Here is a 13,453-nt window from a genome sequence, read left to right on the forward strand (position 1 = left end):
CTTTATTTTAGAGGCATAATTGTACCAAAGTCCATGAAAAAATATCTATTGTGTAGTCTGTTCGCCATTTTGGCAATAAACTGTGTGGAACAACCTGAAAAAAAAACAATGTATACTCTTTTTGTTGGAACCTATACCGATGGTGATAGTGAAGGCATCTATAAATTTACTTTTGATGCCAGTACGGGAGCATTAACAAACAAAAATTTGGCGGCTGTTTTGCCCAACCCATCATTTATCAAGATTTCTGAGGACAAGAAAAACATTTATGCTGTTCAGGAAACTGCTGATTTTGACAGTTTGGGTGGAGGTGTCACTGCATTTAAGTTAAAGGATGGACAGCTTGAGCTTTTAAACAGTATGGGTACGGCAGGAAAACATCCTTGTCATGTTGCTCTTTCAGGAGATGGCTATTTGGCGGCTTCAAATTATTCAGGTGGAAATGTTTCTGTTTTTAGGTTGGGAGATAATGGAGAGCTGGTATCAAATCCCCAAATTATAGATCATAAAGTTCTCGATACTACAAAGACCTCACATGCCCATATGGCAAAATTTAAAGGGAATAATCTTCTGGTAGCCGATTTGGGATTGGATGCTGTTAAACTATATTCAAACGAGAACAATGTGTTTGTTCCTTCGGAACAGGCTTCCCTGGATCTTGCTGAGGGAGCCGGACCAAGGCATTTTGTTTTTGGGAAGGAAGGCATCCTTTATGTTATCAATGAGTTGAATTCAACCCTTACCGTTTTTCAGAAAAATGATGACGGCACCTATGCTGAAATTGAGACCCAAAGCACCCTCGATTCGGCTTTTGAAGGTAAAAGCTATTGCGCTGATGTGCATCTGTCGGCCGATGGAAAGTTTTTGTACGGATCTAACCGAGGAGAGAACACCATCGTGGTTTTTGGTGTTGATTCAGATTCTGGAAAATTGACTTTAGTGGGAAGGGAATCCGTTCGCGGAGATTGGCCACGAAGCTTCGCTATAGATCCCTCAGGTAATTTTCTGCTGGTCGCCAACCAACGGAGCAATAACATCACCATCTACAAAAGGGATGCTGAAAAAGGGACGCTTGAGTTCCTAAACGAGATAAAAATGTCAAGTCCGGTTTGTCTCGAGTTTTTGGATTAAAAACACTATTCGCACCGATATGTTTTACCATTAAACTCAAAAGAGGTATTGTTGTTGGGTCTTAAAGCACCGTGCCATGTGTCTTTGTACCACTTTTCAGGCTCGTCATCAGCTCTGTAATCCGCTGTAAAGAAGGAAAAATCATCTGTAAAGGTGATAATGATATCCCCTTCTCCGTCTGGATCATGCCATCGTCCTGTCATAACTTTATTTTCTAATTTTCCCCAAACACTCCCCAAGGTGTTTTTGTGTTTCAGATAATATGCTCCAGCCACTTCATTATCATCAAAAACCAAATCAAAGCGACCGATTTCGGTGCAATATCTTTTGGAGATTACCGTACTTTTTTCATTGTTTATGCCATTGCCTGCCAAGTTTGAAATCAGCAGACGATAGTTTTCCAATTTTGTAGTATCCGTAATCGCAACAATCTGCTGATCCAACATATCCAATTGGGAATCAACTATAAAGTACATGGTATCACCTTGTAGGTCAAAGGTTGTTGGAATATCTGTTAGGCGGGGGAAGGTTTGTAATTTTTCCTGCTGAATAATTTGAGTGTTGTTTTTATCCAAATGGAACCGATAAATACCATTCAGGGTCGCATCCCGACGGCTGTTCACAATGGTAACCAGGTTATTGTCGTAAAATTTCATCCCATCAATGCCCTTATGGTTGTTGGGTTGATTGACCAATTTTTTAGCGGCAATATCCAAAACACGGATTCCGCTTACATATGAGGCGAAAAAGAGAAGCTTATCGTCTGGGGAAATAGCAATTCCGTTGGAGTGTTTGATCTCATCATTGGAGAAAAACACCTCCAGCTGGTCCGTGGACTTGTTTATGGTGTAGATGTTAATGCTTTCGGAGTCGGTTATGTAAACATCTCCATCTGAACTTACAGCAATATCGTTGAGATATATAAAATCAGGAACATTTAGGGGATAGGACTTTATCAATTTGCCCGAAGGGATGTCCAGCAGCAATAAAATGGATTTATTATTGACTTTGGGAAGCGTGTTTCCAAGTGCAAACAGCGTATCGCCCTTAATGGTCATACCAAAGCCACCCAAATAACCGTATTGATTGCTCAAAATAAAATCCTCGGGATTGGAACCATCAAGATTACAGCGCACAATTTTGTTATGCACAAGGCTGTTGATGTACACTTTTTTGGATGGTAGGTGAACCGCAATACCTTCCGGGATCAGGTCTTTTTCAAAATCCAAAGGAACAGATTGTGCGTTTAGCGCAGAAGAAATGAAAATGAATAGCCAAAAAAATGTTCTCATAAGGTTGATTGGACACTCCAATTTAAGTGATAAATAGTCCGGTCATTTCAAAAATTATGTTAAACTAAAAATTGGAGCGTGCCCATAATCAATCTAAATTCTTAATCCCAGATACATGGGAAGCGACTGCTTTCCAAATCCCCGTGCGTTTAATCAAGATGTTGCTGGATTGGTAAATGGTCTCTGTGCTATCGTTAAAAATATGTCCGGTGCCACAGATTAGTGCTGTGCCATTAGGGAGCACATCCAAACGTTTTATCTCATAAAAAAATGAATCGTTTTCCATGGCATTTTCTTTGATCCATTCCAATTCTTTGGCCTTGTTGGACCACTCGCCACTGGCATCGATCATTTGGAAATCATCGCCCAAAATTCTATCGAGTAGAAGCGTGTCTTGTTCGCGATAGGCTTTGGGCCATTGCACTTCCTTAAGATTACGTAAGATTTTTTGGTCCTCATCACTAATTATAGACGTTTGTGCCGTATCTGGTTTTGGTTGATTGCACGAGAAGGAAAGCATGAAAATAAATAGAAGCAAAATTAAATTTTTCATAATGTGTTGATTTAGAAAAAGGTATATAAATATTTTAGTGTGAACAAACGGTTGTTGAATCGCGGCAATGAGATTCCCATTTGGGTTACCCCTGTATTGTAATCTTGATTGAAGACGACATACAAATTATGTCCATCTTTAAAATTATAGCGCAAACGGACACTGGCAAAAACTTGATCTTGAATGGAATTGTATTGGGCGGTCATACTACCTGAAAGATGAAGATTATAAGCCCAATTCAATCGGAGTTGAGGTACATTGATCCACTCATCTATATTTCTGTTTTTGAAATTAAGGTAGTTGATTCGCCATGAACCTTCCAAGGTAAAATGCTCGTTGATGCTCCATTCCGGGCTTATACGGAACTGTAGATTTTCACCATCAAAAAAGCTTCCATATTCTGCAGAAATGGGAATCTTGAATGCCCTTTGAAACCCGCTGGAGTAGGATGCCCCAAAGAAAGTGAAGAAATAATCCCCTTCGGGGATGGTTATGTCTTTTGAGAATACCAGAGGACTTTGTAAAAATTCATACTGGAGTTGTCCAAAAATTGAGATTTCATCATTGTTGAAAAATCGCCCACTCCATTGGCTTCGGTTATACCAAGTGAGGACATCACTGAAATTTGTAGTAAAGTACAGGTCAGAGTTGATGGGCATCCACCTTCTATATTGAAAGGTGTTATCTTCTTTATTCGTCTTGAATTTTCCATGGTTGAGCCCTACATAAACGTTGTGGTGTTTTTCACGAAGCAAGAAACCCATACCGGGATTAAAATCTTCCCCTGAGTATTCATAGGCCGTTCTATAAAACCAGCCATCCCGCTTTCGTTTGGCAAACTGAAAGGCAAAACGGGAATTGTCTATCAAGTTAAAACTCGAATTGGAATAGTTTTCACCTTCCAGCGTTGTGGCCAGAGAGGTAATTATAAAATTCTCCTTGCCTACATCGATGACGCCATCCATGCCCAAGGCAGTGTTTACATAATCCTCACGAAGTCGATTGGTGGCCATAAACCCAATAAAGGATCTATCGTTGAACACCTTCCGCCTAAGTCGTAAAACGGAAAAATTCTCCGTGGGTAAAGCATTATCATTTATGGTAGATCCCTCTGTCTGTAATGAAAGGAAACCCAAATCCCAATTTCCCAACTCACCTGTTAACTTGGCACCACCGATTATGGGTGTCAACTGTCCGTTGCTTATTCCAATGGTTCTGCTGTAGAAAAGCTGGGAAAGAATCCCCAAATCAAAATCAAAAAGACCCGATTGCTGTAAAAAGAACTTCCGGCGTTCTGGGAAGAAAATGGAAACACGTCCTAGATTTACCACTTGATCGTCAATTTCCACTTGTGAAAAGTCGGTGTTCAAAGTCAGGTCCAGGGTCAAGCTTGGGGTGATGCCATAGCGCACGTCCAAACCTACATCCAGTTCGTTAAACGAATTTTCTTCATATTGGGTTTCATCTTCGGAGAGTTGAAATTGGGTTTGGGTGGATGCTAAAAGATATGGGGTAATCTGGAGGTCTTTTTTAGGTTGAAGTCCTACAAAACGAACCGGTTTTTTTAGGGAAGGTTTTCCGTTGGCGCCAGTAATATTTTGTGGAACTTCCGGATATACCAGCAATTTGTTATCATAATTGATCGTACGTTGTGCTGAAATGCCACCAAGTACTTCTCCATCGCGAATCTCAAATCGCAAGTTGGACAATGGAATGCGATACTCGGCCTGCCAACCTTTATCCGTGATTTGGGTTTTGCCTTCCCAAATCATATCATAAGCTGGAGTTGATGGTGCATTACCTAAAGGAACATTATCGTTGTATATAGCATCATCATACCTGCTACCCGAAGGGTAGATGCTAAAAATAAAGGCATTTTTACGGGTACGGTTGGGGTCTATCTGAAAGGCAAAATAATCGTCACCATACCAGCCATCGCGAACCAAGTTTCGACTAATGATCTTATCGGGATTTGGATCGTTGGCATTCAAACCTACATACAAATAGTCATCATCAAAAGTGATAAAAAGTGTTGTTAGGCTATCAGCAACTCCCCAATCTGGTTGCCATTCCATAAATGGAAACTTTTGGGCATCTTTCCATAGTGGTTCGTTCAAAAAACCATCGAGATGGAGTTGCCCTTTCGTCCCATGAATGCTTTCAATACTGTTCAGGTATTCCTGTGAAAACAAAATCGTAGGAACCAAAAGAAATAGAATTTGATTGAGAAATCGCATTGGCATGATCAGTTTGGGCCAAAACTAATCGCGCTAGGTTGCGGAATAAAAAATAGCTGTGTAAGCTGCGGGAAAAAAAGGGTAAGTTGCGGACTCTAAATGTGGGCCAACTCTTGAAGATAGGTTCTGCTGAACTTTAAATCATCTCCGGTCTTTAAGCGAAGCTTACCATCTCCACTGTTGTTTTTCTGTATTTGATCTATAAATTCAGAGTTCACCAAATACGAGCGATGAATGCGCTTAAAAGTGTTTGGGCAAAGCGTTTGGGAAAACGAGCGAAGGCTCTGGTATTTTACAAACTTGCCTTTTTGGGTATGTAGTACAATGCAGTTATTACTGGTCTCTACATAAACAATTTCATGAGGCTCCAAAAGAAATTGCGCCCCTCTTTTTGAAACGGCAACCCTATTTTTTAGCTCGGGCATATTGTCTTGCTGTGGAACAGACTTATCTCTTTTAATGCCGACAAAGTAAAAGAGCAGCGAAAAATAGCAGAGCAAATTCACTGCTATATTATTGGTAAGGCTGGCATTGAGCATATTGAAACTGGGAGAGGTGCAATTGTATATGGTGGTCATTAGAAACACCACTAAAACCTGTCCGATAATAATGTTCAAGGCGGAGGCGGAAATTCCTATTCCACCTTGCAAGAGCATATTCTTTCTCGTGGCATCTACCGCACATCTTGCAGCCCAGGTCTTGATTTGTTTTGCCGAGAAGTTCCAGAAGAAAAAGCTGGTAATGGCAAGAATGGACAGCTCGGAAAAGCAAGTGGCGCCTAAACTTTCCTGGAACATGCGTCCAATGCCCATATTCAACAGCACAAAAATGGAAATAAGGGAGACTTGTTTTGCCATAGGCTAAAAGTAAGGATTCTAACGGTTGACAACCAAAACTTTAAGATTTAGTTAAAGAATGTATTGAATAGAAAAAACCGCCTTCCCAAATTATGGGAAGACGGTTTCCAGTATTTATTTGACAAAGCTATTTATTGTTGCACCTCAGGCTCAACAACCTTTTTAAGTTGCTCGGTTTTTTCTTTTAGCTTTTCCCTTCCTTTTTTAATGGAGACTTCCAATTCGTCCAGTTTTTGCTCTACCGTTTTGAGTTTTTCTTCTTTCTGGGCAATTATCTCAGGCTCTTCTCCTTTTTCTTTTGCTTCTTCAACTCTTTTTTTGGCGTCGTCCAATGACTTTCGCCCTCTTTTAAGAATTTCTTCATCTTCATTGAGCATGTTTTCAGAGGTCATTAACTTTTCCTTTGCTTGAGAAGCGCGAAATTGTCCAAATTCTTTACCGGACATATCACCTTTATTTTTTCCGTAAGCATTTCCCTTGTTTACTTTTTCGGATTTTTCTTTTGCCTCTTCAACTTCTTCCCCCATCTCCTCGACATCTTTTTGACGCTTTTCTTTTGTTTTTTCAGCTTTCTCCTTCATTTTATCACCCTTTTCTTTTGCATCTTCTTGGGCGTCTTCTACATCATCTTCAACCTCTTGTTTGGCTTTTTTCACCTTTTCGGTCTTAGCCTTGTTCTTTCCTTTTTCTTGGGATTTGCCTTGTGCATTTCCAGATACAACAAGACCAAACATTGCAACTAAAAACAATACAGATTTTACTATGTTTTTCATTTTTCTAGTTTTTGGGATTAAATACTGTCCAATTCTTTAATTAGTTCTTCTACTTGTTCTGCCTTTTCGTTTACAACATTAAGTGTTGAATCAACTGCAGTTTCTACAGCTTCGATTTGTTCCAGTTTTTGGTTCAGTTCTTCTTGCTCCTTTTTGGTGTCCTTGCAGGCCACAATAACAAGACCAATCATAAAGATAAAGGCCATTAGTTTCTTAGTCAGCATATTATGTGATTTAATGGTTAATATAATTAATATACGCATTAAGACACATAATAGGATGTTTGGTCACTTTTATGTCAGAGGTAAGAGTATTGAAAATGTAGAAAACCGCCTTTATTATCAATTAATGGATTGAATTCTCGATGGAAAACGGGAATGAACTGATTTAGTTAAAGAGTGGTTCTACATTTTCATGGGGTTCCCCTTTCACAAACCATGTCATTTTGTGCTTTTGAGGTCGCCTTTTTATCAGAGTGTCGGCTTTTCTATCATACCAAACGGCGTCGAAATCACCTTTTGTAGTCAATACCACACGCCACTCTTGTTGTAATATGTTTGGGTCTTCATAATCAGCATTTAAATTGTTCCAATCGACACGGGAAAGAACTTGGGGGTCCAAATGTGCCATCACTTCCTGTTCACTCAAAATGGCCAGCCATATAGGAGTGGAAAGATGCTCTATGGAAAGTTTTTCGTTTTTGCCGCCCCATCCAACTTTCACATCCTGACCATTACGAATCGCATTTATAAGATTTTGTTTGCTTCCAGAAAGAACGGCACCATTTTTATCTGTTTTGAGGGCAATTAGCCATTCGTTGGTGGATTTTTGATTTTGCATACAGGAGCAAAGGGCAAGTGCCCAAGCCATTAGAATAAGTTTTTTCATGATGTTGCTTTTTGTTGATGATTATGCTTTTCCAAAATATACGAAAAGTAAAATCAACAACAGCCCGAAAATAATGGCCAAAAAGATTTTCCAAAAGCTATATGGTCGGGTACCAGAGATTTGTCCATTTTCCCCATTGATGTAAAAATTGTACTCTTTGCCTTTGTATCTATAAGCGCTGACATATACAGGAAGCAAAATGTGCTTAAAAGTCTCTTCGGAAAGTTTCATGTCCATATGAGATACCCTTTGGGTATCGCCACCGATGTCTTGCCTGCACCATCGTTCGGCAATATTTCGGGCAACGTCTTTGGAATGTAAATGGCCCTCCTTTAGTGGGATGGTATATTTTTCGGTGACAAAACCAGATAAAAAACTGCTATCGAAAGGCTGTAATTTTTTTAAATTCCAATGCGCTATCTTACTTGGAATTCTCCCTGAACGCTGCTGTGAAGCTTTAATCAAAGTATCGTCAACAAAACCAGAAACTTGACCCGATGCTGGATACCAACGTGTTTTTCTAACCTGTTGGGTCACGGTTTTACCTTGGGCATTTTTAACCCTTCGGGTTTCGTAATAATATTCACCTCGTTGCCCGGTATAGGAAGCGGAAAGTTGTGCATCAAAAGTCCAGAAGGGTAAATACAGGCCTTTAGTAAATTGAGGGTCCAAAGCTGCCTTTTTTAGTTTGTTTGGAGCCCACCATAAACGATCGACCCATTTCTGAAAAATGAGGAAAGATTTTTTCTTTTCAATTTGAAAAGGGAGCACTGCACCTGGTAAAATCCAATCTTCTTTATAGGCATCTTCAATCACAAGAGGCATACTACAGTACACACAATGCAGCGATTTGTAGTTTTCTTCTACATGCTGATTGGCACCACAGTTTTTGCAATGGAGCATGGAAATTTCTTCACTGTGCTTTTGGGCGCCCATTTCCTGTAAATAGGGGTACAGCTCCAATTCCTCGAACCCATTTTCATCAATTTTGATGGACTCTTCATGTCCGCAATACTCGCAACTGATGTTGGTGGTCCCAGGTTTATATTTGAGCTCCGCACCGCAATTGACACAGGACTTTTTAAGCTCTGTTTTTTTTACTGTTTCGTTCATGATGTCATTCCCGTGAAGACGGGAATCGTATTATTATGGATTCCTGCTTCCACAGGAATGACAAAATTAAATTATGGATTTGGCAGTGGTGGTGGGGTATTCCCTCCCAAGAAGGATTTTAGTTCTTCTACATCTTTTAAAGCTGTCCAGTTGGCCATACCCTGCTTCCAGACCAGACTATCCCGATTTATGGTTCGACCTGCAAACAAGGCTTGTAATTGTTCAAAGGAAACCGGACCTTGTTGGGCGCCGTTCACCGCATAAAAATATTGAACAGCGGCTGGCATAGGCGGGGGTACTGGGGCTCCTGCTTGTTGCATTTGGGGGTTTCCACTCATCTGTGGGCTCATCATTCCGCCCATTTGTTGAGCCAAAACAAAGCCCATTCCCATTCCCATTCCAGCTCCGGCCGTTCCTCCTTCATTTTTAGCGGCTGCTTCAATGGCTTTGGCAGTTTTGAACTTGGTCAACTTGTCCAGATCCAATTTGTCAATACGACTGTACTCGAAGATTTCTTTTTTAAGGTCTTCGGGCATGGAAACATTTTCAATATAGAATTTTTCCAATGAGATTCCCACAGATTCAAATTCCGGAGCCATGACCTCTCTACAAGTATCTGAAAGTTCCGAGGTATTGGCGGCATACAATTCGATGGGAAGATTGGCCTCACCCACAGTATCTGTAAATCGGGTGGCAATCAAGCTTTTTAAATGTTCATTGATTTCAAAATTTGTGAAATTGTTATCCGTGCCAACAATGTCAACAATGAACTTTCCAGCATCTGAAATTTTAAAAGCATAGGTTCCGAATGCCCTAATTTCTACCAAGCCAAAACGCTCATCACTTAAAGTGATGGGACTCTTGGTCCCCCATTTCTCATCCGTAAACAAATGTGTGTTTACAAAATAGACTTCAGCTTTGAATGGAGAATTGAATCCGTATTTCCAACCCTTAAGAGTTGCCAAAATAGGAAGGTTTTTGGTGGTGAGATCATAAGTGCCTGGAGTAAAGACATCGGCTAATTGTCCTTCGTTGACAAATACTGCGGTCTGCCCTTCACGAACAATAAGTTTGGCTCCGTTCTTAATTTCGTTTTGGTAGCGCTCAAATCTATGGGCAATAGTATCATCTGTGAAATCGAGCCACTCAATTATATCAATAAACTCGTGCGTGAGTTTTTCTTTGATCTTGCTAAAAATATCCATGGTAAAGTGTTTTCTGTTAATGTTTCTAAAGTAAGAAATTGGATGATTACTTCCTCCAATGGATTAGTATAAAATTATCCACATTGTTACAAATGATGCCATTCTTGAGCAGTCAGAATTCGAATTAGTATTAAAAATCTAATAGGAATGTCGTGTTAATTCCTCCAAAGAGTATCTACTTTTTCCCTACATTTAAGACCGACTAATTCAACATCAAAAAAATGAAACAACTGCTTTCCAAAAAGGGAGTGCTATTGGCCGCACTTTGCCTGTTAGTTATTCCTGTCCAGTCCCAAAGAAAACAGAAAAATCAAACTGTCCCTGAATATCCTGAGGAACTTTACTCCAGTTTGGAATATCGTTTGGTGGGACCGTTCCGCGGAGGGCGTTCTGCAGCGGTAACCGGAGTACCAGGAGAGCCCAATCTTTTTTATTTTGGAGCCACTGGAGGAGGTGTGTGGAAAACCACTAATGGTGGTCGCACCTGGGAAAATATATCCGATGGTTATTTTGGCGGAAGCATAGGCGCAGTTGAGGTGGCGAAAAGCGACCCCAATGTAATTTATGTGGGTGGAGGAGAAAAAACACTTCGTGGAAATGTGTCAAGTGGATATGGCATTTGGAAAACAGAGAATGCTGGAAAGACCTGGTCATTCGCTGGATTAAAAAATAGTAGGCACGTACCCAGAATCAGAATTCACCCAACCGATTATAATACAGTTTATGCTGCGGTATTGGGCAACATATACAAACCAACCAAAGAGCGTGGAATCTATAAGAGCATTGATGGAGGTAAAAACTGGAAGCAAGTACTTTTTGTAAATGATCAATCAGGTGCTGTCGATTTAACTTTCGACCCCAATAACTCAAGAATTTTATATGCTTCTACTTGGAGAGCAAAAAGAACACCTTACAGTTTAAGTAGCGGAGGTGACGGGTCTGCACTATGGAAAAGTACCGATAGTGGTGAAACTTGGACAGAGATTTCAAAAAACGAAGGCTTTCCAAAAGACACTTTGGGGATTATTGGCGTGACCGTTTCTCCTAAAAATAGTGAGAGGGTATGGGCTATTGTTGAAAACAAGGAAAAGGGCGGTTTATATCGTTCCGATGATGGCGGCAAAAAGTGGATCCAGGTAAATAGTGAACGTAAATTACGGCAACGGGCTTGGTATTATACTCGAGTATATGCCGATACTGAAGACGAGGATGTGGTCTATGTATTGAATGTCCGCTATCATAAATCCACAGATGGCGGAAAAACCTTTAACACCTTTAATGCACCACATGGCGACCATCATGATTTATGGATTTCACCAGAAAACTCAAAACGAATGATCATTGGTGATGACGGAGGGGCTCAGGTTTCTTACGACGGAGGTGAAACGTGGAGTACTTATTACAATCAACCGACCGCTCAATTTTATCGAGTGACCACGGATAATGCATTCCCATATCGCATTTATGTGGCTCAGCAGGATAATTCCACCATACGAATCAATCACCGAAGTGATGATGGATCTATTGGCGAAGATGATTGGGAACCGACTGCGGGGGGTGAGTCGGCACATATTGCTATTGATCCTACCAATAATGACATAGTTTACGGAGGTAGTTACGATGGATTTTTAACTCGGGTCAACCATAAAAATAAAACCGTTAGAGGCATTAATGTTTGGCCGGATAATCCAATGGGGCATGGAGCGGAAGCTATGAAATATCGTTTCCAGTGGAACTTCCCCATCATCTTTAGCAAGCACGATTCAAAGAAACTATACACTTTCTCCAACCATGTGCATTTGAGTACTAATGAAGGTCAAAGTTGGGAAGTGTTGAGTGGAGATTTAACCCGGAACGACCCAACAAAGTTGGTTTCGAGTGGAGGCCCTATCACACAGGACAATACCAGTGTGGAATATTACTGTACCATTTTTGCCGCTAATGAAAGTCCAATAAAAGAAGGTTTGCTTTGGGTGGGAAGCGATGATGGATTGATTCATGTCACAAAGGATGGTGGAGCCAGTTGGGAAAATGTTACTCCTCCCAATATGCCCGAATGGAATATGATCAATAGTATTGAACCTTCGTCTTTTGATGAGGGCACTTGCTATGTAGCAGCTACCCGATATAAGTTGGGAGATTTTCAACCTTATCTTTACAAAACCACGGATTATGGAAAGACCTGGGCCAAAATTACGAACGGAATACATAATGAACATTTTACGCGAGTACTTCGTGAAGACCCAAAACGAAGAGGACTGCTGTACGCGGGAACTGAAACGGGAATGTATATTTCCTTTAATGATGGCAGAGACTGGCAAAAATTCCAATTGAATCTTCCCATTGTACCCATTACCGATTTGGTTATAAAAGATGATAATCTGGTTGTTGCTACTCAAGGACGTAGTGTGTGGGTCATTGATGATCTTACAGTGCTTCACCAACAAGATGCTTCCCAAAAAACTGCTAGTGCAATCCTTTATCAACCCAAAGATAGCTATAGGACCAAGGGAGGGGCAGCCAAGGAACCTTCAAAAACCGAAGGGCAGAACCATCCAAATGGTGTGGTTACGCATTTCTATATGAAAGATGTATCTGAGAAGGATAGCATTAGTCTTACGTACACAAAAATGAATGGGGATACCTTGGCTAACTATAGTAATTTTAGTTCAAAAAAAGATAAAAAGCTTGAGGTGAAAAAGGGGGGCAACACCCATGTTTGGGATACCCGTGGAAAAGGTGCCGAAAAATTAAAAGGAATGATTCTTTGGTGGGCAAATTTAAGTGGAGCCAAGGCTGTACCAAGTAATTATAAGGTTCATTTAAATGTCAATGGTTCAAATCAATCCCAAGAATTCAAAATCCTTCCAGACCCAAGGGCAGAGGTTTCGGTTGCCGATATGCAAAAGCAGTACGATTTTATTTCAGATATCAACGAAACCATTGATAGGGCACATCAATCCATTAAGAAAATCAGAAAAATCAATGCACAATTGGATGCTTTTACAAAACAGTACAAAGACAATGAGCAGACTAAAGATTTGGTGGAAAAAGCCAAAAAGATGAAGGAAGGCTTTGAAAGTGTTGAGAAGGCATTGTACCAAACCAAAAACCGAAGCAACCAAGATCCTTTGAACTTCCCAATTCGATTAACCAACAAACTTGGGCACTTGAATAGTTTGGTGTCTATCGATGATTTTCCACCTACAGAGCAGGATATAGCGGTTAAAAATGAACTTTCAGCAAAAATTAAATCCCAGTTGGATGTTTTTGATAAGCTGGCAAGTGAAGAATTACAGGCGTTTAATAACGAGTTCAACAATTTGAAATTGGATTATTTATTTGTTGAAGAGTAGCTGGGTAAAAGGTAAAGGGAGTACGGTTATTCCATATATGAATCAAAC

General features: G+C 40.3%; 11 protein-coding genes. 2 read left to right on the forward strand and 9 right to left on the reverse strand.

The features are described 5' to 3' along the window. Positions 1-33 precede the first annotated feature (33 nt). Positions 34-1,131 carry a lactonase family protein gene (locus ACULLG_RS03900; RefSeq protein ID WP_452125454.1) on the forward strand — a complete coding sequence of 366 codons (1,098 nt, stop codon included), beginning with the start codon at positions 34-36 and terminating at the stop codon, positions 1,129-1,131. Positions 1,132-1,136: 5 nt separating this feature from the next. Here ACULLG_RS03900 and ACULLG_RS03905 read toward each other — a convergent pair whose 3' ends face one another. The 9 genes from ACULLG_RS03905 to ACULLG_RS03945 all read right to left on the reverse strand — a co-directional run bounded on the left by ACULLG_RS03905 (position 1,137) and on the right by ACULLG_RS03945 (position 10,049). Continuing rightward, positions 1,137-2,423, reverse strand: coding sequence for an SMP-30/gluconolactonase/LRE family protein (locus ACULLG_RS03905; RefSeq protein ID WP_452125455.1), 1,287 nt, complete (start codon positions 2,421-2,423; stop codon positions 1,137-1,139). Positions 2,424-2,511: 88 nt separating this feature from the next. Then, positions 2,512-2,976 (reverse strand): nuclear transport factor 2 family protein, encoded by a 465-nt coding sequence (locus ACULLG_RS03910; RefSeq protein ID WP_452125456.1) that lies wholly within the window; start codon positions 2,974-2,976, stop codon positions 2,512-2,514. 11 nt (positions 2,977-2,987) lie between these two features. Then, positions 2,988-5,213, reverse strand: a complete 2,226-nt coding sequence (locus ACULLG_RS03915; protein ID WP_452125457.1) for a DUF5916 domain-containing protein — start codon at positions 5,211-5,213, stop codon at positions 2,988-2,990. 95 nt (positions 5,214-5,308) lie between these two features. After that, entirely contained in the window at positions 5,309-6,070 is a 762-nt protein-coding gene (locus ACULLG_RS03920; protein WP_452125458.1) for a LytR/AlgR family response regulator transcription factor, read from the reverse strand. A 131-nt stretch (positions 6,071-6,201) separates the two neighbouring features. Beyond that, the gene (locus tag ACULLG_RS03925; RefSeq protein ID WP_452125459.1) at positions 6,202-6,843 is read right to left on the reverse strand and encodes a hypothetical protein; all 642 of its coding nucleotides are present in this window, start codon (positions 6,841-6,843) and stop codon (positions 6,202-6,204) included. Between the two features lie 17 nt (positions 6,844-6,860). Further along, positions 6,861-7,067: a hypothetical protein gene (locus ACULLG_RS03930; protein ID WP_452125460.1), complete on the reverse strand. Its 207-nt coding sequence runs from the start codon at positions 7,065-7,067 to the stop codon at positions 6,861-6,863. 163 nt (positions 7,068-7,230) lie between these two features. Then, the gene (locus tag ACULLG_RS03935) at positions 7,231-7,731 is read right to left on the reverse strand and encodes a hypothetical protein (RefSeq protein ID WP_452125461.1); all 501 of its coding nucleotides are present in this window, start codon (positions 7,729-7,731) and stop codon (positions 7,231-7,233) included. A 21-nt stretch (positions 7,732-7,752) separates the two neighbouring features. After that, complete coding sequence (locus ACULLG_RS03940) at positions 7,753-8,844, reverse strand: DNA helicase PriA (protein WP_452125462.1); 1,092 nt, start codon at positions 8,842-8,844, stop codon at positions 7,753-7,755. Positions 8,845-8,915: 71 nt separating this feature from the next. Next, positions 8,916-10,049: an SPFH domain-containing protein gene (locus ACULLG_RS03945; RefSeq protein WP_452125463.1), complete on the reverse strand. Its 1,134-nt coding sequence runs from the start codon at positions 10,047-10,049 to the stop codon at positions 8,916-8,918. A 221-nt stretch (positions 10,050-10,270) separates the two neighbouring features. Here ACULLG_RS03945 and ACULLG_RS03950 point away from each other — a divergent pair, with 221 nt between their 5' ends. Further along, positions 10,271-13,405 (forward strand): VPS10 domain-containing protein, encoded by a 3,135-nt coding sequence (locus ACULLG_RS03950; protein ID WP_452125464.1) that lies wholly within the window; start codon positions 10,271-10,273, stop codon positions 13,403-13,405. The last annotated feature ends 48 nt before the right edge of the window (positions 13,406-13,453 follow it).

The organism is Flagellimonas sp. 2504JD1-5 (assembly GCF_053618295.1).